The organism is Variovorax sp. GW823-FHT04F07 (assembly GCF_058795995.1).
Genome location: NZ_JBXAIG010000001.1, coordinates 1757619 through 1781299, shown reverse-complemented (window position 1 = coordinate 1781299; position 23681 = coordinate 1757619). Strand labels below are relative to the sequence as shown.

The window sequence follows — 23681 nt, the reverse complement described above, 5'->3', positions numbered from 1 at the left end:
GAAATAGATCGGGTAATTCGAGTGAACGAAATTCGCAAAGGCTTCGATCGCTTGGCTGTCGAGAGAAGATCGCCTTGTTCGGAGAGGAATACGGCAATGGATATGCCTCACATATGAGCCGGCGAATGGATCGCGATGTGCGGGTAACAATTAATTTCAAATTGAGAGGAAAAGCGAAGGAAGCCGTTGTTTTTGCGATTTTTTGACGGTATTGAATCGAAAAGATAGAACGTTAATGGTGGACACATTTGCATATTTGTCGTCACACTTTGAGCCATGCCAAGGTCTCAATCGCCCCAATTCCTTCGCCCACGCGCGCATCGATTTGCGCTGGAAAGCCGGCAGCTATTTGATGGCGCCGCTTTTGTGGAGGCCGCCGCGGCGGCACCGGCGGACGCACCGCAGGGCCCGCACGGGGATGCGCCGCATGCCGCCGACGCGGCGGCGCCCGTTGCCGTGCCGCATGGGCGCGAAAGCACGCCCGAAGCGGAGGCGCGATCCGCGCCCGGCCCGGCCCCGGCCTCGTCCGGTGAGGTCTACGTCGTCGACAAGAACGTTGCCAATTGGCAGCAGCTCGCCGCCTCGGTGCCGCAGGGCGCCGGCCTGATCCTGCTGGACACCGGCTCGTCCGGCGTCGAGCAACTGCGCCAGGCGCTCGAAGGGCGCAGCGGCCTCACGGCGCTGCACATCCTCAGCCACGGCAGCGCGGGCGAGATCACGCTGGGCAACGAAACCCTCGACGTCGCCGGCCTGGCGCGCTCGGCCGGCGCCTGGCAGGCGATCGGCGCGAGCCTGGGTGCGGACGGCGACATCCTGCTCTACGGGTGCGACGTGGGCGCCGACGGGCAACGCTTCGTGCAGGCCCTGGGCCGCGCCACGGGCGCCGACGTGGCGGCGTCGCTCGACGCGACCGGCGCCGCCTCGCGCCAGGGCGACTGGTCGCTCGAAGTCGCAACCGGCCTCATCGAGTCGCGCGCCTTCGCCGCCGCCGACTACGACGGCCTGCTGGCCGCGCCCACCGTGTCGACGACCACGCCGCGCATCACGGTCAGCGAACCCAGCTCGCTCAACGCGCCGGGCGCCGACCGCGCCACGCTCAGCGGCTGGACGCTCACCGACGACGGCGCGGGCAACGTCACGGTCGACGTGACCGTCGAGAACCCCGCGCTGGGCGCGCTGTCCAGCGCCAGCATGGCCGGCGTCACCACCGTGCCCGGCGGCTACCGCTTCGTCGGCAGCGTGGCCGATGCCAACGCCTGGATCAACCAGCTGGTGTTCACCGCCGCCGACACCGAACTGGGCAACGCCACGGCCACCACGCGCATCCTGGTGTCGATCACCGATTCGGAAACGCCGGCGCTCACCGCCAACCGCGCGCTCGACGTGACGATCACGCCGTCGAACGACCCGACCACGGTGGCCGACGCGGCGCAGACGGTCTCCGAGGGCGGCACCACGCTGCTGACCGGCGCCACGCTCAACGCCATCGACTCCGAGGTGACGATCGGCTCGCAGAACACCGGCCAGATCGTCTACGGCATCGCGACCAACACCGCGCACGGCTACCTCACGCTCAACGGCGAACGCATCGGCGTGGGCTCGGTCTTCACGCAGGCCGACGTGCTCGCGGGCCGCGTCGCCTACGTGCACACGGCCACCGGCGCGGACCAGAACCTGGACGACAGCTTCGTCATCGTGGTCAACGACGGCGCCACGCCGCTGGCCGGCTCCGACCACGCCACCATCACGCTGAACGTCACGCCGCTGAACCAGCCGCCGGTGGTCTCGGGCGGGGGCAGCGTGTTCGAAGGGCAGCCTCCCAATGCGGTGGACGGCAGCGGCAACCCGAGCTCGGTCGTGGGCAACTTCATCGTTGCCGACGGCGGCGGCGACGACGCCAGCGGCGACCTCACGGTGCGGCTGACCAGCCTGCCCACCGACGGCACGCTGTACTTCACGGGCACGGTGCTGATCGGCGGCGTGCCCCAGAACGTCACCAACCGCGCGATCACGCAGGCCGACATCGACGCCGGCTTCGTGTTCGGCTACGACGACCGCGGCGGCCTCACCTACGGCAACAACGGCCAGCGCGACAACAACGGGCAGAGCTACCCGTTCACCGACGGCTTCGGCGTCACGGTGAGCGACGCCGGCGGCGGCACGGGCACGCCGTCGTCCACCTCGGGCACCATCGCGATCAACGTGCGCCCGGCCAACGACGACCCGGTGCTCGACCCCGGCAGCACGCTCGAGGCGACCGTGGACCCGGCGGGCGGCGGCTACACCGTGACGCTCACGCCCGGCATGCTCGGCGCCATCGACGTCGATTCGAGCGACGACAACCTGACCTTTGCCGTCACCTCGATGAACGGCCTGAACCAGGGCTACCTGCTGCTCGACGGCAAGATCCTGCCGCCGGGCGGCACCTTCACCATGGAAGACGTGCGCTCGGGCCGCGTGCAGTACGTGCAGACGCAGGGCGCGGCGGCGGGCGACACCGACACCTTCAGCTTCCAGGTGGTCGACAACACGCTCGGGCCGACCTGGGACGCGAACGGCAACACCGTGATCCGCGAGGGCGCCGACCGCAACCCCGACGGCACGCTGAAGACCTACGAGTTCACGATCAACCTCGTCGAAACCCCGGCGGGCAACGGCGATCCGCTGCAGACCATCGACGGCACCGTCACCACCTCGGGCTCCAACCACGCGGGCACCGACCAGAACGGCGCCACGCGCGGCACGCTCAGCGAAGGCGGCTCGGTGGTGTTGGGTGGCACCGGCTCCGACTTCAACACCGTGCCGGGCCTGAGCTACGTGGTCGAAGGCGTGCCGCCGTCGCAGGTGATCTACACCGTCACCGACTACACCGGCACCACGGGGCCCGTGCGCAACGGCGTGCTGCAGCGCTTCGACGGCGCGGCCTGGGTCGACATCGACACCTACGAGACCTTCACGCAGGAAGACCTGAACGCCGGGCGCATCCGCTTCCAGCACGACGGCGACGTGGAAGACTTCGAGTCGGCCGTGTCGCTCTCGGTGACGGCCGGTGTCGCCGTGGGCGGCGTGCGCAACGTCTGGAACACCAGCTTCTCGTTCTTCATCACGCCGATCAACGACGTGCCCGTGGCCACCGGTTCGTCGAACACGGTCATCCGCGAAGGCGAGACCGCCTACCTCACGACCGGGCAGATCCGCGTGGTCGATGCGGACGACGCAGCGAGCGAAAGCTACCTCGAAGGCTCGGCCACGCTGCTGAACGGCGACCCGAACTACGCCTTCAACAACGGCAGTACCGGGCCGGGCGCGATGCAGTTCGAGTTCGACAGCCTGCCCACCGGCGGCCAGCTGCAGTACTGGAACGGCGCCGCCTGGGTGGCCGTGGCCGTGGGGCAGCGCATCGACGCCTCGCTCATCACCGGCAGCGCCGGCACCACCGGCCTGCGCTTCGTGAGCGACGGTTCCGAGGTGCGCACCACCCAGTTCAACGTGCATGCCGTGGACCGCTGGGGCGCCGCGTCGAACCCCGTCACCGTCGGCATCCAGATCACCAACGTCAACGACGCACCGGTGATCGCGCCCGACCCGACGCAGCCCGACCCGCCCGGCACCGCCAACCAGCCGCTGACCGTGGCCGAGGGCGGGCGCGGCCAGATCACGCCGGGCATGCTCAGGGCCTTCGACCCCGACAGCACGCTCACGCAGCTGCAGTACACGATCACCTCCGTCACCACGCACGGGCGCATCATGTACTCGACCGACGGCGTCAACTTCGTGGCGCTGGGCGTGGGCTCCTCGTTCACGCAGGCCGACGTGAACGCCGGGCGCATCTACTATTTCAATTCGGGCGACGAATCCGACGGCCACACCGAAGCCAACGGCGATCCACCGAGCGACCGCTTCACCTTCACGCTGAGCGACGGTGACAAGGAACAGGCCGGCGGCCAGTTCTGGATCTACGTCACGCCGCTGAACGACGCCCCCACGGTGACGGCGCCGGCCGGCCCGATCGACATCGACAGCAGCAACCCGGCGCACAACCCCGTGCCCGGCTTCAATGTGGGCGACACCGACCTGGACGCGGTGATCCAGGGCGAGACCGACTTCGTCCAGGTGACGGTGCGGCTGCTGGACGCCAACGGCAATCCGCTGTCCGCGGCGGCCTATGCGGGCGCCACCATCGGCTCGACCTCGATGGGCGGCGTGACCGTCGACGGCGACAAGAACGGCAGCGGCGACTTCCTCACGCTGCGCGGCACGCGCGCGCAGGTGAACGCCGCGCTGGCCGGCCTGACGCTCACCTTCGACACCGACCGCGACCAGGCCTATCGGCTGCAGGTGATCGTGGACGACCGCCTGCGCGACACCGCCACCGGCGTGCTGCAGCCCGGCGCCAACGGCGGCCCGCAGAACGAGCCGAGCGTGCCGGGCGGGCCGAACATCGCGATCCCGACCACCGAGTACGACTGGTATGCCGACACGGTGCCCACCACCGGCGACATCACGGGCAACCTCGCGGCCGCCTCGGTGCTGGTGCGCGCGTCGAGCGAGAACGACCCGGGCGTGCTGGTCGTGCCGCCCGTGCACACGGTCTATGAAGACCAGCCGACCTACATCGGCACGGGCTTCGTGGTGTCCGACCCCGAATCGGCCGCCTTCGGCACGCCCATCACGCTGCGGCTGACCGTGCCCAACGGCACGCTGGGCATCGGCGGCACCGGCGGCCAGACGAGCTTCACGCTGCCCAGCGGGCGCGTCGTGACCATCGCCGGCGACAACACCGGCGCGCTCACGCTCACCGGGCGTGCCAGCGACATCCAGGAACTGATCACCAGCGGCGCCGCCACGGGCCTGACCTACCGCAGCGCCACCCACGTCAACCACGACCTCAACGGCGCCGACGCCGGCGACGTGACGCTCACCGTGTCCTTCGACGACACCGGCTCGCAGATCGGCGGCGACACGGGCGGGGGCAGCGTGTCGAACAACCCGCCCGACATGACGATGGCGCTGACCATCGTGGCGGTCAACGACGCGCCGACGGCCGGGCTCACGCCGGGCACCAACCCGAACACGCCGCTGTACCTGACGGGCGGCAGCGCGCCGTCGGCCGTGCCGGGCTTCGTCGTGCGCGACCTGGACATCGACGGCGACGGCGGCGGCATCGCGCCCGGCGAAGCCGATTTCCTGCAGGTCACCGTGCGCATCACCAACGGCACGGGCGCGCCGCTGGGCGCGGCGCAGTACACGGACGGCGGCGGCGACGCCATCACCATCACCTCGAGCAATGCAGCCGGCTCGGGCGTGACCATCGACAGCACCTTCGACGGCACCGGCAGCGCGCTCGTCATCCGCGGCACGCGCGCGCAGGTGCAGGCCTACCTCGACGGCCTGCAGGTGGCGCTGGGCGGCAGCCTGGCCAACACCGACCAGACCTACCGCGTGCAGGTCATCGTGGACGACCGCCTGCGCGAGAACAGCAGCGGCGCGCTGGCGGGCGGCGCCAACGGCGGCGAGAACAACAACGCGAACGGCGGCACGGTGGCGGTGCCCACCACCAACGTCAACCCCTACGCGCTGATCCCCGCGGGGCTGACGGCCAACGTGGCCTCGGCCTACCGCACGCTGTTCCCGTCGTCGATCAACGACCCGGCCCACATCGCGGCCGGCAACCCGACGGTGGACGAGGGCAACGGCAGCGTCACGCTGACCGGCCTCACGGTCACCGACCAGGACGCGGCCGCCACCGACGTGCTGACGGCCACGGTGTCGGTGCCCCCCGGCTTCGTCATCAACGGCGTGGGCGGCAGCGGCGGCACGGTCGGCCCGTTGGGCGGCGCCAGCATCACCATCACCGGCACGCTGGCGCAGATCAACAGCCGCATCAACGCCATCTCGATCGCGCTGCCCGACGCCCCCGGCGCCGCGCTGCCGGCCGACTGGAACGGCGCCTTCACCGTGACCGTGGTGGTCAACGACGAGGGCCACACCGGCGGGCGTCCGGGCGTCCTGGCACCCGGCGACAACAGCACGACCGGCACCTTCGCCTACGCGGACGGGGTCGGCAACCGCCTGGTCACCACGCGCACCTTCGTCTTCACGGTGGCGCCGGTCAACGACGCGCCGGTGGTGGTGGGCGGCACCACGCAGACGCTGCCGAACGTCACCGAAGACGTGGGCAACAACGCGGCCGGCACCCCCGTGGGCACCCTGTTCGGCACGCACTTCGACGACGGTGCCGACCTGATCGACAACAGCGGCAACGGTGGCACCGGCGGCAGTTCGTCCGACACCTTCTTCGGCGTCGCGATCACGGGTCACGTCCCGGACCCCGCGCAGGGGGCCTGGCAGTACTCGCTGGACAACGGCAGCACCTGGTTTCCCGTCGGCGCACGCACCGACGGCACCGCCCTGGTGCTGGCGGCCGACGCGCAGCTGCGCTTCGTGCCGGCCGCCAACTTCCACGGCACGCCCACCACGCTGACCGTGCGGCTGGTCGAGACCGACACCAACAACGACAGCGCCACCGCCGACCCCACCTCGGGCAGCCAGGTCGACGTGTCCGGTGCCCGCAACGGCGGCACCACCGTCTACAGCGCCGGCACCATCGTGCTCGGCACCACGGTGATCAACGTGAACGACCGGCCGACGGCGACCGATGCGACCGTGCCCGCCGGCGTCGAGGACGTGACGGGTGCCGGTGTGCGCGTCGACACGCTGCTGGGCGGCGGCTACGACGACGCGACCGACAACCAGACGTCCATCAGCGGCGGCGGCGATGCATCGACCTCGTTCGGCGGCATCGCCATCGTGGGCAACAACGCCAATGCCGCGCAGGGTGCGTGGGAGTACAGCCTGAACGGCACCGACTGGCTCGCCGTGCCGACGGGCGCGTCCGACACCAGCGCCTTGCTGCTGCCCACCAGCGCACAGCTGCGCTTCGTGCCGGCGGCCGACTTCAACGGCACGCCCGGCGGGCTGGTCGTGCGCGTGTCCGATGCGCCGGTGGCGGCGGGCAGCGGCGACATCAGCGCCACCGTCAACGACGACACCAGCCAGTGGTCGGTGCTGCGCAACGTGTCGACCACCATCGCGCCGCGCAACGACGCGCCAGTGATCGGCGGCACCACCGGCGCGACCGCGGTGGAGAACAACCAGACCGGCACCGGCGTCAGCATTCCGCCCGTGGCGCTGGTCAGCGGCGGTACCGTCGGCGACCTCGACCTGGCGACCACGCCCGGCCTGGCCGCCGGCGTGTTCGGTGCGGGCTCGCTCACCGTGAGCCTGGACGGCTACCAGCCGGGCGACCAGCTGTTCGTCAACGGCGTGCTGCCCGCGGGCGTCACCGTCTCGGGCGGCAACGGCGCACCGCTGGTGGTGCAGTTCGACGCCGACACCACCGTGGCCGAGGTGCGCGCGGTGCTCGACCAGCTGTCCTACCGCAGCAGCAGCGACAACCCGACCGCTTTCGGCACCGACAACGAGCGCGTCTACACCATCGTGCTCAACGACGGCAACAACGTGCAGCCCGGCGGCAACGCGGGCGGCCCGCAGCCGCTGAACAGCAACGTGCTCACCGGCACGCTCACGATCACGGCCGTGAACGACCCGCCGACCGCGGTCGACGACACGCACAGCATCGACGAAGACGCACCCTCGGTGGGCAGCAACGTCATCAGCGGGCGCATTCCCGGCGAGGCCGACCACGACCCCGACAGCACCACGCTCACGGTCACCAGCATCCGCACTGGCCCCGAGGCCGGCGCCGGCACGGCCGGCACGCTGGGCAGCCCGCTGACCGGCACCCACGGCAGCATCGTGCTGAACGCCGACGGCAGCTACACCTACACGCTGGACAACACCGACCCGCGCGTGCAGGCGCTGATCGCCGGCGAGACGCTCACCGACCTGTTCACCTACGCCATCTCCGACGGCGCGGGCGGCACCGACATCGCGCAGATCACCATCACGATCCGCGGCGCCAGCAACGACGTGCCGGGCATCACGGTGACCGACGCCAACGGCAACGCGACCGGCCAAGTGACGGTGCACGAGTCGGGCCTGACGAGCGTGGGCGACACGAGCGAGACGGCGGGCGCGGGCTTCAACATCACGGCGGCCGACGGCGTGGCGAGCATCAACGTCGGCGGCACGGTGGTGACGCTGGCGCAGCTGCAGGCACTCACGCCGGGCGCGCCGATCACGATCACCACGCCCGACGGCCAGATCCGCCTCACGGGCTTCAGCGGCACCACGCTGCCCAACGGCGTCGTGATCGGCGGCACGGTCAGCTACACCTACACGCTGACCTCGGCGCAGAACCACAGCGCGGGCGAAGTGACCGAGGCGGTGGCGCTGAGCGTGACCGACCGCGACGGCGACGTGGCCAGTGGCACGCTCACGGTGCTGATCGTGAACGACGTGCCCACCGCGAACCCCGACACGAACAGCGTCACCGAAGACGCCGCGCCGAACCCCGTGAGCGGCAACGTGAAGACCAACGACCGCGAGGGCGCGGACACGGCCGTGCCGGTGACGGGCGTGAGCTTCGGTGGCACGGCCGGCACGGTCGGCAGCGCGCTGGACACGGAATACGGTGCCATCGTGCTGAACGCCGACGGCAGCTACAGCTACACGCTGGACAACACCGACCCGCGCGTCAACGCGCTGAAAGACGGCGAGACGCTCACGGACACGGTGAGCTACACCCTCACCGACGCGGACGGCGACACCTCGACCACCACGCTGACGATCACCATCCACGGCCGCACCGACGCCAGCCCCGAGATCGTGCCGGTGGACGGCAACGGCGCGGCCACGGGCCAGACCGAGGTTTACGAGCGCGGGCTGGTCGACGGCCCGGGCGGCCCCGATGCGCGCGAGAACGGCAGCGGCGTCGTCACGGTGTCGGCGGCCGACGGCCTGCAGACCGTCACCGTGGGCGGTCGCACGCTGACGCTGGCCGAGCTGGCCAACCTGGGCACCACGCCGGTCGTCATCACGACGCCGCTGGGCACGCTCACGCTGACGGGCTTCACGGCCACCACCTCGGTGGGCGGCGTGCCCACGGCGGGCAACCTGGCCTACACCTACACGCTGCGCGCGCAGGTGCCGCAGCCGGGCGCGACCGAGAGCACCGAGGCCATCGCCCTGCAGGTCACCGACGCCGGCGGCGCCACGGCCACGGGCACGCTCACCGTGCGCATCGTGGACGACGTGCCGCAGGCCATCGACGACACGGCTGCCATCACCGAGGACGCCGCGCCGAACACGGTGTCGGGCAACGTGGCGAGCAACGACACCATCGGCGCGGACGACCGCAACGTCGCGCCGGTGACGGGCGTGAGCTTCGGCGGCGCGGCCGGCACGGTGGGCGCGTCGATCACCACGACCTACGGTTCGATCGTGCTGAACGCCGACGGCAGCTACACCTACACGCTGAACAACGCCGACGCGCGTGTGCAGGCGCTGTCGGTCGGCGAGACGCTGACCGAGCAGGTGCGCTACACGATCACCGATGCCGACGGCGACACCAGCACCGCCACGCTCACGATCACCATCCGCGGCGCCAACGATCTCCCGGGCATCGCCGTCACCGACGCCAACGGCGCGGCGACCGGGCAGGTCACGGTGTTCGAGTCGGGCCTGGTGAGCATCACCGACACGGGCGAGCGCGCCGCCAGCAGCTTCAACATCACTGCGGCGGATGGCGTGGCCAGCATCAATGTCGGCGGCACGGTGGTGACGCTGGCGCAGCTGCAGGCGCTCACGCCGGGCGCGCCGATCACGATCACGACGCCCGACGGCCAGATCCAGCTGACGGGCTTCAGCGGCACCACGCTGCCCAACGGCATCGTGACCGGCGGCGCGGTCAGCTACACCTACGTGCTGGGTGCTCCGCAGAGCCACCGATCCGGCGGCGTGCTGACCGAAGTGACCGAGCAGATCGCGCTGTCGGTGACCGACCGCGACGGCGACGTGGCCAACGGCACGCTCACCGTGCTCATCGTGAACGACACGCCGCAGGCCACCGACGACACGGCCGCCATCACCGAGGACGCGGTGCCCGACACGGTGAGCGGCAACGTGAAGGCCAACGACCGCGACGGCGCGGACAACGGCAACGGCGTGCCGGTGACGGGCGTGAGCTTCGGCGGCGCGGCCGGCACGGTGGGCGTGTCGCTCACGACCACGTACGGCGCCATCGTGCTGAACGCCGACGGCAGCTACACCTACACGCTGGACAACGACAACGCCGCCGTCAACGCGCTCAAGACCAACGAGCAGCTGACCGAGACGGTGCGCTACACGATCACCGATGCCGACGGCGACACCAGCACCGCCACGCTGACGATCACCATCCATGGCCGGCTGGACGGCGACCCGGCCATCGGCGCGGTGGACGGCAACGGCGCGGCCACGGGGCAGGCGGAGGTGCACGAGCGCGGGCTGGTCGACGGCCCGGCCGGCCCCGACACCCGCGAGCACACCACCGGCACGATCGTGGTCTCGGCGAGCGACGGCATGCGCAGCGTCACCGTGGGCAACCGCACGCTCACATTGACCGAGCTGGCGAACCTGGGCACGACGCCGGTCACCATCGACACGCCGCGTGGCACGCTGGTGCTCACCGGCTTCACGCCCACCAGTTCGGTGGGCGGTGTGCCGACGACGGGCGAGCTGGCCTACACCTACACGCTGGACGGGCAGGTGGCGCAGCCGAACGCCACCGAGAGCACGGAAGACATCGCGCTGTTGGTGACCGACGCCGGCGGCGACACGGCCACGGGCACGCTCACCGTGCGCATCGTGGACGACGTGCCCGAGGCCGTGAACGACAGCAACGCCATCACCGAGGACGGCGTGCCGAACACGGTGGGCGGCGACGTGAAGGCCAACGACACCCTCGGCGCCGACGACGCCAACGGCGTGCCCGTGACGGGCGTGAGCTTCGGCGGCGTGGCCGGCACGGTGGGTGTGCCGATCACCACCACCTACGGCCGCATCGTGCTGAACGCCGACGGCAGCTACACCTACACGCTGAGCAACGCCGACCCGCGCGTGCAGGCGCTGGTCGTGGGCGACACGCTGACCGAGGTGGTGAGCTACACGATCACCGACGCGGACGGCGACACCAGCACCGCCACGCTGACCCTCACCATCCACGGCGCCAACGACGGCGTGACGCTGGTGATCGGCGACAACAACGGCCCCGACACGGCCGGGCAGGCCACCGTGTACGAGCGCGGCCTGGTCGAGCCGGGCGACGCGAGCGAGACCGTCTCGGGCAGCTTCTTCGTCACCGCGCCCGACGGCCTGGGCAGCATCGCGGTGCACGGCACCCCGCTCACGCCGGCGCAGCTGGCCGCGCTCGGCACGAGCCCGGTCACCATCGCCACCGACCGCGGGCGCATCACGCTCACCGGCTTCGACGCGGCCACGGGCACCGTGCGCTACACCTATGTGCTGGGCGCCGCGCAGAGCCACGCGGGCGGGCAGGTCACCGACGACATCGCGCTGCAGGTGACCGACCGCGACGGCGACACCACGCAGGGCACGCTGCGCGTGCTGGTGATCGACGACGTGCCCACGGCACGCAACGACGCCACCGCCATCGGCACCACGCGCCCCGGCGCCGCGGCGACCGGCAACGTGTTCGGCGGCAGCGGCATGGGCGCGAACGACGTGGCCGACCGCCTCGGCGCGGACGGCACGCCGACGCCGGTCACGGGCGTTTCGTTCGAGGGCGTGGCCGGCACCATCGGCGGATCGACGGCAGGGCGCTACGGCAACCTGCACCTGAACGCCGACGGCAGCTATAGCTATTCGGTGAACGCCAGCAACGTGCGCGTGGCCTCGCTGGGCGACGGCCAGACGCTGACCGAGGTGTTCGACTACGTCATCACCGATGCCGACGGCAGCACCAGCACGGCGAAGCTGGTCGTCACCATCCACGGCACCTCGCAGCACCGGCCGCTCACGGGTGACCAGGTGTTCCCGGCGGACTTCGGTGACACCAGCCGCCGCATCGACCAGTCGATGACGCCGGCGCTGTTCGTGCAGATCGCGGTGCAGGAATCGCAGCGCCTGAGCCAGATGCTGTCGGGCGCGATCGCCGCGCGCGCGCTGGGCGGCGACCGCCTCTTCGGCGAGGACCGTCCCACCGACCTGTGGGGCGAGCCGCAAGGCGTGGACTACGCAGAGCACGTGAGCCGCGACGGCGTGGCCTTCTCGCTGCGCATGGTGCGCGACGTGGAGCAGACGCTCGCGCTGCGCGGCGTCACGGCCGGCAAGCTGGTCGACGGCGCGAGCCCGCTGTTCGGCGACTTCGAGAGCTTCTCGGCGCCGCAGCAGCCGTCGCCCCCCGAAGTGCCCGAAGCACCCGCGCGCGACGGCGGGCGCATCGTGGTGCCGCGCGCCGATGCGGCGCCGGCGGCCGGTGCCACCGCGCCTGTGGCCACCGACACGGCGCGCTCGTTCTCCAGCCGCGTGGCCGCGGCCGCCGCGGAGCGCGACGCGGTGCGCGACCTGCTGCGGCATCCGCAGCGCGCCACGCCCACCGTGCGCGTGCCCACGAGTTGATCGACGCAGAGAAAAACGCCGGAGCCATCGAACCATGTCCTACCCATCGAGCACCATGACCGACATTCACAAGCAACCCGCGTCGACCCTTCGTTTCCCCCTGTCGTGGACCGCCGCGGCGGCCGCGTTGATGCTGGCCGGCTGCAGCATGACGCCGGTGCAGCTCACGCGCGACGAGATCGTGGTGCGCGTGCGCCACGACCAGAAGCAGCTGTACAAGGACCAGGCCGCGGTCGCCACGCCCATGACGTATTCCGAGGTGCTGGCGCGCGCGCTCCAGTACAACGCCGACTACCGCCTCAAGCTCATGGAGTCGGCCCTGGCGCGCGGCCTGCTCGACGTGTCGGCCGCCGACATGCTGCCCAAGCTGGTGGCCGACGCCGGCTACAACGACCGCAGCAACGACTCGGGCGGCACCAGCATCGGCATCGAGGACCGCGTGGTGAGCCTGCGGCCCTCGACCTCGGAGCAGCGCTCGCACTACTACGGCCGCGCCACGCTGTCGTGGAACGCGCTCGATTTCGGCATCAGCTACTTCCGCGCCAAGCAGGCGGCCGACGAGGTCAACATCGCGGAGGAGCGCCGCCGCAAGATCCTGCAGAACATCGCGCAGGACGTGCGCAGCGCCTACTGGCGTGCCATCGGTGCGCAGCAGCTCATCGGCGATGCCGACCGGCTCGCCGTGCGCATCGAGGACGCCCTGAAGAAGTCACGCGAGGCCGAGCGCGCCGGCGTGCTGCCGCCCGCGCAGGGCCTGGCCTACCAGCGCGCGCTGCTCGACGCGATGTCGCTGGTCAACGCCAAGCGCCAGGAGATGCAGTTCGCCAAGCGCGAGCTGGCCGCGCTCATGAGCCTGCCGCCGGGCGTCGACTTCACGCTGGTCGAAGGGCCGCAGGACGGCCGCGCGCCGGTCACGCTGGACATCGACAAGCTGGAGATCGCCGCGCTGGAAAACCGCGCCGAGCTGCGCGAGGAAGACTACAAGGCGCGCATCGGCATCGCCGAGACCAAGAAGCAGATCGCCTCGCTGTTCCCCAGCCTGAACCTGTACGCCGGGGCGCGCTACGACTCCAACTCCTTCCTCTACAACAGCAACTGGAGCGACGCGGGCGTGAGCCTGTCGATGGACCTGTTCCGGCTGGCGGCCATCCCGGCCATCAACCGCACCAACGACGCGCGAAAGAAGACCGACGAAGCCCGCCGCCTGGCGCTGACCATGGCGGTGGTCACGCAGGTGCGCGTGTCGGCCGAGCGCTACAAGCTGGCGGTGGTCGACCAGGAGCTGGCGGCCGAATCCAGCCGCGTCGACCAGCGCATGGCCAGCGTGGCGCGCGCCGGTGCCAGCAACCAGCTCGAGAGCGAACTCGAGGCGCTGCGCGTCGATGCGCGCGCGCTGGTGTCGCGTTTCCAGCTGGCCACGGCCTATGCGGCCACGCAGACCTCGTACGGACGGGTGCTCAACTCGGTCGGCATCGACCTGATGCCGGCCACGGTGGCCAGCACCGACATCAAGACCGTCGCCAGGGCCATCGAGCAGAGCATGGCCGAAGGCGAGAAGGCGGTGTTCCTCGAAGCGGCGCTGATCCCGGTGCGCAACCGGCCGGTGACCGTGCGCGTGCGCGACCTGCCGTGGGGCGTGAGCGAAGCGGCGGTGCGCGGCGCGGTCGAGCGCATCGTCACGCGCAACGAGCTGGTGGCCTCAGGGTCGGCCGATGCGCTCGTGCTCACGCTGGCCTTCCAGCGCAACGTGCCGCAGCAGCGCGGCACCACGCGCGCCCAGTGGCGGCTCACGCTGGCCGAGCCGGGCGGGCGCGAGCTGCTGTCGCAGAACTACGCGAGCTACGTGCCGGCCGTGACGACCGAAAGCGCCGTGAGCGCCTTCGCCGAGGCGGCGACGCTGTCGGTGATCACGGACGTGCGGCGCCTCGCGCGCACGGGCGCCACGGTGACGCAGAAGTGAAAGCGAGCCCGCCCTTGAAACCGTCGTCCTTCTCCGCGCTTCGCGTCGGCGTGCTCCTGGCCTGCGCCCTGGGCGGTGCCCTGCAGGCCGGCGCCCAAACGGCCCCCGCGCCGCGCGCCGCCCCGGCGGGTGCGCCGGGCAACCTGGCACCGGTGCGTTTTCTCGTCGTGGCCGCGCAGGAAAGCGTGCTCTCGGCCTCGGCCCCGGGCCGCTTCGCGAAGGTGCCGGTGAGCCTGGGCGACACGGTGCGCGCGGGCCAGGTGCTGGCCGCCTACGAATGCGACGAGATCCAGGCGCGCCGCGCCGCCGCGCGGGCCGAGCACGAGGCCGCCAAGGTGCAGTACGTGGGCAAGCTGAAGCTGCAGGGCCTGCAGTCGGCGGCCGAGATCGAGGTCGAGCTGGCGGCAGCCAACGTGAACAAGGCGCAGAGCCAGGTCCGCATCTTCGACGCCCAGATCGCGCAGTGCAATTTCGTGGCGCCCTTCGCCGGCAAGGTGGCGCGCGTGCATGTGAAGGTGGGGCAGGGCGTGAACCCCGGCGCGCCGGTGGTCGAGCTGGTCGGCAACGGGCCGCTGAAGGCGCGCATGAACGTGCCCTCGCAATGGCTCGCGTGGCTGAAGACCGGCCAGCGCCTGGACGCCACGGTCGACGAGACCGGCGCCGCCGTGGCGCTGAAGGTCACGCGCGTGTCGGGCCGGGTGGACGCGGTGAGCCAGACCATCGAGATCGAGGCCGAACTTGCGGGCGACGCGGCCGGCCAGGTGCTGCCGGGCATGAGCGGGCAGGTGCGCGCGCCGGTCGGCAGGGGATGAGCGCCGCGCGCGGCGAGGACTGGGCGTCGTGACCGATCTCGCGTTCCATGCGCTGGCCGCGAAGGTGCGCGCGGCGCAGCGTCCGGCCGACCTGGCTTTTCTGATCTGCAACGAGACCCACGCGATCGCGCCGTACCGGCAGGCCGCGCTGGTCGGTTTTTTCGGCGCGCGCCGCACGCGGCTGGTGGCGCATTCGGGGCTGGCCGATGTCGAGTCCGACTCGCCCTATGCGCTGTGGCTGGCCTCGGTGGCCGACCACCTGAAGGCGCGGCTGGACGAACTGCCGGCCGCCGCGCGCGTGCTGGCGTTGTCGCCCGGCATGCTGCCGCCCGCGCTCGCCGCGTCGTGGGCCGACTGGCTGCCCGACCAGGTGTGGGTGCTGCCCATGGCCGACCCCGACGGCCGCGCGCGCGCCGCGCTGTTCCTGGCGCGCGAGGCGCCGTGGCCCACCGAGTTTGATGCCAAGGCGCCCGAGTTCCTGCTGCTGCAGGCTGCCGCGATGTACGGCCATGCGTGGTGGGCGCTGACCGGGCGCCGCCGCTCCATCGGCACGCTGCTGCACGACGCGTGGGCGCGCAAGCCGCTGCGCTGGGCGCTGGCGCTGCTGCCGCTCGCGCTCCTGGTGCCGGTGCGCGAGTACGCGCTGCTGCAAGCCGAGGTGATCTCCACGCGCAGCCAGGTGATCGCCTCGCCGCGCGACGGCGTGATCCGCCGCATGACCGTGCCGCCCAACACGCCGGTGGTGGCCGACCAGACCATCGCCGAGCTCGACGACACCACGCTGGACAACCGCCTGGCCGTGGCGCGCGCGGCGCTGTCGACCGCGCGGCTGGAACTGCACCAGGCCTCGCAGCGCGCCATCGAGTCGCAGTCGGCCAAGGCCGAGTTGAGCCTGGCCGAAGGCAAGCTGCGCGAACGCGAGGTGGAGGTGGGGGCGCTGCAGCGCGAAGTGGCGCAGCTGCAGATCAAGGCGCCGGCCGCGGGCGTGTTCGTGTACTCCGACCCCGACGACTGGGCCGGCCGTCCGGTGCAGACCGGCGAGCGCGTCGGGCTGCTGGCCGACCCGGCCGTGCTCGGCGTGCAGGCCTGGGCGCCGGTGAGCGAGGCGGTCAACCTCGCGCCGGGCGCGCCCATGACCCTGTTCCTGCGCGTGGCGCCGCTGGACCCGGTGTCGGCCCGGCTCGATCACGCCGGCTACCAGGCGGTCGAGGCGCCCAACGGCGTGGCCAGCTACCAGCTGCGCGGCCACCTGAGCGAGCCCTCGGGCGTGGCGCGCATCGGCCTGCGCGGCACGGCGCGCGTGTCGGGCGAGTGGACCGTGCTCGGCTACCTGCTGCTGCGCCGGCCGTTCGCGGCGGCGCGGGAGTGGTGCGGATGCTGAGCGGCACGGCGCCCGCAGGCCGTGGCGCCCCGGCGGGTGCTGCAGCGCCGCCGCCGTGGCCGGCGCTGCGAGAGGAACTGCAGATCCATCCGGCCGGCGCCAACGGCGACGGCTCGCCGGCCTGGCACGTGTGCGACCCGGTGCGCAACCTGTTCTTTCGCATCGGCTGGCTCGAGTTCGAGATCCTGCAGCGCTGGCCGATGGCCGACGCCGCACGCATCGCGCAGGCGATCGAACGCGACACCCCGCTGGCGCCCGACGCCGACGACGTGGCGCGCTTTCAGGGTTTTCTCGAACAGCACCAGCTGCTGCGCACCGTGCGCCGCAAGCCGCCGATGCCGGCGTGGCGCTGGCTGCTCAACAACTACCTGTTCGTGCGCATTCCGCTGGTGCGGCCGGCGCGGCTGCTCGAGAAGATGCTGCCCTGGGTCGAGTGGCTCTACAGCCGCTGGTTCGTGGCGCTCAGCGTGCTCGCCGCCGGCGTCGGCGTGCTGCTGGCCGCGCGGCAGTGGGACACGGTGGCGGCCCAGTTGCGCGGCGCCATCAGCTGGGAGGGCGTGCTGGGATTTGCCGGCGCGCTCGTGGTGTCGAAGCTGCTGCACGAGATGGGGCACGCGCTCATGTCCACGCGCCACGGCGTGCGCGTGGGGCACATGGGCGTCGCGCTGCTCGTGATGTGGCCGATGGCCTACACCGACACCGGCGAAAGCTGGAAGCTGGCGCGCTCGCGGCATCGCCTGGCCATCGCGTCGGCCGGCATCTGCGCCGAGCTGGTGCTGGCCGCGTGGTCGACGCTGTTGTGGGCCTTCATGCCCGACGGCGACCTGCGCAACGCGCTGTTCTTTCTGGCGACGACGGCCTGGGTGCTGACGCTGGCGGTGAACGCCAGTCCCTTCATGCGCTTCGACGGCTACTACATGCTGACCGACGCGCTGGATTTTCCGGGCCTGCACGAACGTGCCGGACAGCAGGCCCGGCGCGCGCTGCGGCGCTGGCTGCTGGGCTTCGACGATCCGTCGCCCGAGACGCTGACGCCAGGCTTCCGGCGCTTTCTCATCGCCTTCGCGTTCGCCACCTGGGTCTACCGGTTGGTGCTGTTCATCGGCATCGCGGTCGTGGTCTATCACGCGTTTTTCAAGGCGCTGGGCGTGTTCCTTTTCATCGTCGAGATGGGTGTGTTCGTGGTGCGGCCGGTGATGGCCGAGCTGCGCGTGTGGCACGCGCGGCGCGGCGAGATCAGGCCGCGGCGGCGCGTCGTGGCGGTGCTGCTGCTCGCGCTCGCGGCGGTCGTGCTGCTGGTGCCGTGGCATGGCGGCATCTCGGCGCCGGGCGTGATCCGGGCCGGCGTCGAGCAGCCCGTGTTCTCGCCCTACGCGGCGCGGCTGGCGGCGATGGAAGCGAACGACGGCGCGGCCGTGGCGGCGGGGCAGTCGCTGGTCACGCTCGAGGCGCCCGGCCAGACCGAGGAGCGCGAGAAGGCGCGCGTGATGTCCAGCGCCTACGCGCGCGCGGCGCGCGGCGCGATGGGCCTGGAAGAACGCCCGGCGGCGCAGCAGGTGCTGGCCGAGCAGCAGGCCAGCCGCTGGGACACCGAACGCCGCGCGCGCGACGCCGAGCTGCTGCGCCTGCGGCTCGTGGCGGCGCACGGCGGCACGCTGCGCGACGTCGATCCGCTGCTGCAGTCCGGCACGTGGGTGGCGCCGTCGCAACTGATGGCGATGGTGGTCGACGGCCGGCGCTGGCGCGTGGAAGCGCTGGTGCCCGAGCACGACCGCCAGCGCCTGGCGGCTGGCAGCCGCGGGGTGATCCTTGTCAAGGGCCGCACGCGCAAGCTCGAAGGGCAGGTGCGCGCCATCGACAACAGCCCGGTGCGCCGGCTGCCGCACCTGCTGCTGGCGCAGGACCACGGCGGCCCGATCGCGCTCAACCCGACCGCGCAGAAGAAAGACCTGCGCCCCGCCGAAGCCTGGTTCCGTGTGACGGTGGAGGGAGAAGACGACGCGCCGGTCGATGGCGTGCGCGAGGTGCGCGCGCATTTCGAAGGCACCCGCGAGAGCCTGGCCCGCCGCTGGGTCCATGCGGCGACCTCGGTGCTGATCGAGCAGTCGGGGTTCTGAACAAGCGCGCCCGCTTGCGCCGGCCGGCCACGTGCCGGCAGGCGATGCCCGCGGTCTGCCTTACAGCCGGGTGTGCTCGGAGTGCGGCATGTCCTGGTCGGAACGCAGGACTGCCAGCATGCTCATGAGCGTCACGCCCGCGGCAAGACCGACCAGGAAAGCAAGCACAACGAGGGAGGGGTCGGTTGTCATGCGGTTCTAACGCCGACCCATCCCGCAAGGTTTACGAGTGTTTACACTTATTTGTCATGCCTGCAGGTCCGGGGTAAACAGGCGTCTGCAAAAGGGTCCCTGTGCTTCGGCACCCACCTGCCACACGGCGTGGCTATAGTCGTTCGACCATGCAGAAACGGATCGAGGTTGTCTTTGTCTCGCGGCGCAATTCGCTGCGCAGCGTGCTGGCCGAGGCCTGTCTTGCCCACCTCGATGCGAAGCGCTTTTCGGTGCGCTCGTGCGGGCAACCGGGGCGGCTGGCAGCGGACGTGCACCCCGCGGCCGTCGAGGCCTTGGGCAGCGCCGGCATGGCCTTGCCGACTTCGCCGCCGCGCAGCTGGGACCTGCTGGCGCGCGCGGGATCGCACAACGCCGATGTCGTCATCACGCTCGACCCCGCGCTCGAACCGCTGCAGCCGCGCTGGCCCGGCCAGCCCGATGCGGCGCTGTGGCCTTACCCTGACGTGGCCGGCGCCAACACCGGCCCGGACGACGCGGCGCATGGCGCGCTCCAGGTGCTGTATTCGCTGCGCCGCCGGCTCGAACTGCTGGTCAACCTGCCGCTCGTGGGCGCCGACCGCAGTGCGCTGCGCTCCGACATCCGCGACATGGCGCACATGCGCTGACGCGCGCTAGGGCGCGGCCAGCCGCAGCACGAAGGTCTTGGTGTGCGGGTCGGTGAGAAACACCTGCGCCACCTGCCAGGCCTGCGCATGCGCGTCGCGCCAGGCGGTGGCGTACTTGATGTCCAGGCGGGTCATGGGGGGCTCGTCGAGCCGCTCGAGCCGGCGCCAGAGCCGGTAGCAGTGCGCGACCTGCCGGGGCGAGCCGAGCAGTTCCTCGAGTTTGATGCGGTAGGTGAATGCCGCCACCATCACGTCGCGCACCGTGACGTTGCGCCCCTCGACTTCGACGGTGTAGAGGTGCTCGGCGGAGTGGATCTCGTCCTTCATGCGGCGGCGCGAAAATCGGGGCGGACGGTGTCGACCTGCGGGGCAGGCCGGTCGGGAGGATGCGCAGAAAGAGGGAGACGGATCACGGCCGCTCCATCCTAGATGGCACGCTGTTTCGGCGCGAGTGCCGAAAGTCATGCGGATGTTCACACATGGTGTCCCTTTGCGCGAAGCGCGTGAAATTGTTATTAAACGAAATTAAATGCTAATACCTAGGAACTATGTCCTAGGGCGGCGCCGGCAGTAGCCCTAAGCTCCTCACTGACATGAGCGCCACACAGCAACATCTTTTCGTCGAACTTTCCGACGGTTGGTCCAGCGAGATCGACATCCGCCAGACCACCGGCGGCCGCTATGCCGGCGTGGCCGAACTTCGCCTGCGCGGGCTCAAGCGCGGCGTGCTCGTCTTCATGCAGCAGCCCTCGCTGGACGCCGCGGTCGCGCGCGTGCGCCTGCGGGCCAGCCAGTTCGCCCGCGAGCGCCTGTCGCTCGCCGAAGCCCGGACCGGCGCGCGGGCGAGCTGACCGGGTTCATCCGCACCCCGCGGTTGAAGTTTTTCTATCCCGGCCATCGGGATTGCCAAACCCGCTGCGCCCGCAAGCGGCGCACCATCGAGGCTCACGGATCTCACCGATGGAGCACACGACATGTTGAAGACCTTCAGGAAAGCCATGGGTGTCGCCATTTCGCTGGCCGGGTTCGTGGTGCTGGTGACCCAGCAAATCTGAACGCCCGGCCTCTTTTCCCGCATGGCCTCGCTCAGGGCCGGGGCGGCAGCAGCGGCGAGGTGTACACCGCCGGCGGCGGACGCTGCGGATACACCGAGGTGCCGAAGGTGTTACCCATGCGGTGCCCGGTCGCCGCGCGGTTGAACAAGCCCAGCTGATTGCCCGGCCGCTGCGTGATCGCTTCCGAGGCCAGCCCGGGCGCCGCGTCGTCCGGCCCGCGGGCCGGCATCGTGGGCGCGAGCTTGCGGGTCAGGCAGTCGTAGGCGGGCGTGCGCTCGCCGTTCACCACCACCTCGACGCAGCTGCCGTCGGCCTCGCCGCCACCGGAAGGCGGTGTCTGCGCCGCCGCGCCAGTGCCGATCACCGAGAGCATCACGCCGAACAGCCACACACCGACGCGCATCGTTGCACCCCAGGAAAAAAGAAGAAGAAACGCCGTGCCGCGATCACGGCCAACCGGGCAGTCTGGACCGCGCGCAAGTCAGGAAGAAGACGGAATCTCGCGAGGTCGGAAGTGTGAACGAAACGTCACATGTCGGTCATGCACGGTCGCTAGTCTCGCCCGCACGCTCACCCGGGCCGCACGGCGGACGGCCGCTTTCCAGACCCTTCGTTGCTGCTGTTGATCCTCCGTCACATGACACGTACTTCCGCATCGGGCGGTGGCCTGACACTGTCCTGGTGCCTGGTCATGGCGCTGGTGATGTGCGCCGCCCACGCCGCGGCAGCCGACGACATGGCGAGCGACGCGCCGGCGCTGCATTTCGACCTGCCGGCGCAGCCGCTGGCGCGCTCCCTCGCCGTCTTCGGCCACCTCACCGGACACTCGGTGCTCGTCACCAGCCGACTCACCGACGGCCGCGAGGCGTCGCCGGTGCAGGGCGACTTTGCACCGCGCGACGCGCTGCAGCGGATGCTCGTGGGCACCGGGCTGGTGGCGCGCTACACCGGCGCCAGCGCGTTCACGCTCGTGCCGGCACAGCCGGCGACCGCCGTCCCCGACGAACGCGCGTCGGCGGGCGTCCCCACGGCCGGCAACGTCCCGGCCTTGCAGGCCTACGCGGCCGTGCTGCAGGGGGCGGTCACGCGCGTGCTGTGCATCGCGCAGCCCGACGCCTTCGGCCGCTACCGGCTCGCGGTCCAGTTATGGATCGACCCGGCGGGCGCTGTCACCGAGGCCCGCCTGCTCGAGGGCAGCGGCGTGCCGGCGCGCGATGCCACGGTGCTCGCCAGCCTGCGCACGCTCGGGCTGGATACGCCGCCGCCGGCCGCGCTGCCGCAGCCCGTCACGCTGCTGCTGACCCCGCGCCCCGACCCGGCGCGCGACTGCCGGCCGTACCTGCGCGCGCGCGCAGGCTGAGTCGCATGTCCGAATCGATCAAGGCCTCGCTGCGTGCGCTGTTCCTCGCGCGCTATGCGCAGTTCCGCAAGCACCTGCACCACCGCCTCGGTTCGGAAGACCTCGCCAACGACGCGCTGCAGGAGGCCTACCTGCGCGTGGAGAACTCGACCGTGCGCAGCGCCGTGCGCTACCCCTCGGCCTATCTGTTCCGCATCGCGCTCAACGTGGCGGAAGACCAGCGCAAGAGCAACGCGCGGCTGCTGAGTGTGGGAGAGGTCGAGGCGCTGTACGACATGGCCGACGAGGCCGCCGACCCTGCGCGCGGCGCCGAGGCGCGCAACGAACTCGAGGCCCTCGAGCGCGCGCTGGCCGAGCTGCCGCGCCGCCGCCGCGCCATCGTGCTGGCCGCGCGTGTCGACGAGATGCCGCACAAGGACATCGCGGCGCGCTATGGCGTGTCGGCGCGCACCGTCGAGAAGGAATTGCGCGCCGGCCTGGAGCATTGCTGCGAGCGGCTCGGGCGGGATTTCATCCAGCGCTTCGGTCCTGGCGCCGGAAAACAGTCTCCCCATGATGACCGCTGAAGAATCCCAGGCGACCGAGGCCATGAAGCAGACCCTGCAACGCGAAGCGCAAGCCTGGGTGGTGCGGCTCGGCTCGCAACAGGCCACCGAAGACGACGCCCAGGCCTTCCGGCGCTGGTGCGCGCGCAGCCGCGAGCACGCGCAGGCCTTCGTGCAGGCGCGCCAGGTGTGGCAGGCCATGGCGCCGGCTGCGCAGCGCGTGCGCCAGCAGGAAGCGCGCGAGGCGGCCCGACGCGTGCCGGTGCCGGGCCGCCGTGCCTTCCTGGGTGGCGCGGTCGCGGCGTCGGTCGCCTACCTTGCGGTGTCGCCGCCGCTGGCGCTGTGGCCCTCGGTCGCCGAGTGGGGCGACGACTACCGCACCGCCACCGGCGAGCAGCGCGAGGTCGCCATGGGCGACGGCGTGGTGCTGCAGATGAACACGCAGACGCGCATCAACCTGCGCCGCGGCGCGACGGAGAGCGCGGGCGAAGCCATCGAGCTGGTGTCCGGTGAGGCCGAGGTGCTCGCCGGCGGCCCGGCCTCGGCGCGCGTCACGGTCGCGGCGGGCGGCGGCACGGTGTCGGCCACGCGTGCGCGCTTCAACATCCGCCACCTCGACGGCGAGGTCTGCGTGACCTGCCTGGCGGGCCAGGTCGACGTGGCGCAGGGCACGCAGCAGGCGCGGCTCGACGCCGGCCGGCAGTTGCGCTACGGCCCCGCGGGGCTCGGCGTCGTGACGGGCGTGGACACCGGCCCCGTCGTCGCCTGGCGCCGCCGCCAGCTGGTGTTCGACCAGGTGCCGCTGTCGCAGGTGGTGGCCGAGGTCAACCGCTACCGTCACGGCCGGCTCATCCTCACGAACGAGGCGCTGGGCCGCAGCCGCGTGCAGGCCAGCTTCTCCATCGACCGGCTGGACGACGTGGCTTTCCTCGTGCGCGACGTGTATGGCGCCGAACTCACGCAGCTGCCCGGCGGCATCGTGCTGCTGGGCGCCGCGAGCGCCTGAGGCGCGTTGCAGCGTGCCGATCCG

At 71.3% G+C, this 23681-nt stretch carries 12 protein-coding genes; 10 read left to right on the top strand and 2 right to left on the bottom strand.

Annotated elements, in window-relative coordinates; translation table 11 throughout:
* Positions 1–366 precede the first annotated feature (366 nt).
* From AC1RAA_RS08245 to AC1RAA_RS08220, 6 genes are all read left to right on the top strand, one after another.
* On the top strand, positions 367–12582 hold the full coding sequence (locus AC1RAA_RS08245) for a cadherin-like domain-containing protein (RefSeq protein ID WP_492727570.1): 12216 nt from the start codon (positions 367–369) through the stop codon (positions 12580–12582).
* Between the two features lie 34 nt (positions 12583–12616).
* Positions 12617–14542, top strand: a complete 1926-nt coding sequence (locus tag AC1RAA_RS08240; protein WP_492727569.1) for a TolC family protein — start codon at positions 12617–12619, stop codon at positions 14540–14542.
* A 14-nt stretch (positions 14543–14556) separates the two neighbouring features.
* Positions 14557–15354: an efflux RND transporter periplasmic adaptor subunit gene (locus AC1RAA_RS08235; protein WP_492727568.1), complete on the top strand. Its 798-nt coding sequence runs from the start codon at positions 14557–14559 to the stop codon at positions 15352–15354.
* Between the two features lie 28 nt (positions 15355–15382).
* Positions 15383–16735 carry an efflux RND transporter periplasmic adaptor subunit gene (locus tag AC1RAA_RS08230; protein ID WP_369629317.1) on the top strand — a complete coding sequence of 451 codons (1353 nt, stop codon included), beginning with the start codon at positions 15383–15385 and terminating at the stop codon, positions 16733–16735.
* A complete protein-coding gene (locus tag AC1RAA_RS08225; RefSeq protein ID WP_492727567.1) occupies positions 16729–18852 on the top strand; it encodes a site-2 protease family protein in 2124 nt (707 codons plus the stop codon). Before AC1RAA_RS08230 ends, AC1RAA_RS08225 begins: the two co-directional genes overlap by 7 nt.
* A gap of 341 nt (positions 18853–19193) precedes the next feature.
* Positions 19194–19691, top strand: coding sequence for an arsenate-mycothiol transferase ArsC (locus AC1RAA_RS08220; RefSeq protein ID WP_062482660.1), 498 nt, complete (start codon positions 19194–19196; stop codon positions 19689–19691).
* 6 nt (positions 19692–19697) lie between these two features.
* Here the strand turns inward: AC1RAA_RS08220 and AC1RAA_RS08215 are convergent, their stop codons facing one another.
* Positions 19698–20018: a hypothetical protein gene (locus AC1RAA_RS08215; RefSeq protein ID WP_095947031.1), complete on the bottom strand. Its 321-nt coding sequence runs from the start codon at positions 20016–20018 to the stop codon at positions 19698–19700.
* Between the two features lie 266 nt (positions 20019–20284).
* On the opposite strand from AC1RAA_RS08215, the gene AC1RAA_RS08210 reads away from it, so the two are divergent.
* Positions 20285–20542, top strand: a complete 258-nt coding sequence (locus AC1RAA_RS08210) for a hypothetical protein (protein ID WP_062482654.1) — start codon at positions 20285–20287, stop codon at positions 20540–20542.
* A 235-nt stretch (positions 20543–20777) separates the two neighbouring features.
* Here AC1RAA_RS08210 and AC1RAA_RS08205 read toward each other — a convergent pair whose 3' ends face one another.
* Positions 20778–21149: a hypothetical protein gene (locus AC1RAA_RS08205; protein ID WP_095745878.1), complete on the bottom strand. Its 372-nt coding sequence runs from the start codon at positions 21147–21149 to the stop codon at positions 20778–20780.
* 234 nt (positions 21150–21383) lie between these two features.
* On the opposite strand from AC1RAA_RS08205, the gene AC1RAA_RS08200 reads away from it, so the two are divergent.
* The 3 genes from AC1RAA_RS08200 to AC1RAA_RS08190 are packed head-to-tail and all read left to right on the top strand — an operon-like array spanning position 21384 to position 23657.
* Positions 21384–22106, top strand: a complete 723-nt coding sequence (locus AC1RAA_RS08200) for a secretin and TonB N-terminal domain-containing protein (protein ID WP_492727566.1) — start codon at positions 21384–21386, stop codon at positions 22104–22106.
* A 5-nt stretch (positions 22107–22111) separates the two neighbouring features.
* Positions 22112–22672, top strand: a complete 561-nt coding sequence (locus tag AC1RAA_RS08195; protein WP_070061200.1) for an RNA polymerase sigma factor — start codon at positions 22112–22114, stop codon at positions 22670–22672.
* On the top strand, positions 22659–23657 hold the full coding sequence (locus AC1RAA_RS08190) for a FecR family protein (RefSeq protein WP_492727565.1): 999 nt from the start codon (positions 22659–22661) through the stop codon (positions 23655–23657). Before AC1RAA_RS08195 ends, AC1RAA_RS08190 begins: the two co-directional genes overlap by 14 nt.
* Positions 23658–23681 lie beyond the last annotated feature (24 nt).

What these genes read in the sequence shown, in the direction of transcription:
- AC1RAA_RS08240 (WP_492727569.1), top strand. Translation starts at nt 12,617, where the DNA reads ATGTCCTACCCATCGAGCACCATGACCGACATTCACAAGCAACCCGCG.
- AC1RAA_RS08225 (WP_492727567.1), top strand. Translation starts at nt 16,729, where the DNA reads ATGCTGAGCGGCACGGCGCCCGCAGGCCGTGGCGCCCCGGCGGGTGCT.
- AC1RAA_RS08220 (WP_062482660.1), top strand. Translation starts at nt 19,194, where the DNA reads ATGCAGAAACGGATCGAGGTTGTCTTTGTCTCGCGGCGCAATTCGCTG.
- AC1RAA_RS08215 (WP_095947031.1), bottom strand. Translation starts at nt 20,018, where the DNA reads ATGAAGGACGAGATCCACTCCGCCGAGCACCTCTACACCGTCGAAGTC.
- AC1RAA_RS08210 (WP_062482654.1), top strand. Translation starts at nt 20,285, where the DNA reads ATGAGCGCCACACAGCAACATCTTTTCGTCGAACTTTCCGACGGTTGG.
- AC1RAA_RS08205 (WP_095745878.1), bottom strand. Translation starts at nt 21,149, where the DNA reads ATGCGCGTCGGTGTGTGGCTGTTCGGCGTGATGCTCTCGGTGATCGGC.
- AC1RAA_RS08200 (WP_492727566.1), top strand. Translation starts at nt 21,384, where the DNA reads ATGACACGTACTTCCGCATCGGGCGGTGGCCTGACACTGTCCTGGTGC.
- AC1RAA_RS08195 (WP_070061200.1), top strand. Translation starts at nt 22,112, where the DNA reads ATGTCCGAATCGATCAAGGCCTCGCTGCGTGCGCTGTTCCTCGCGCGC.
- AC1RAA_RS08190 (WP_492727565.1), top strand. Translation starts at nt 22,659, where the DNA reads ATGATGACCGCTGAAGAATCCCAGGCGACCGAGGCCATGAAGCAGACC.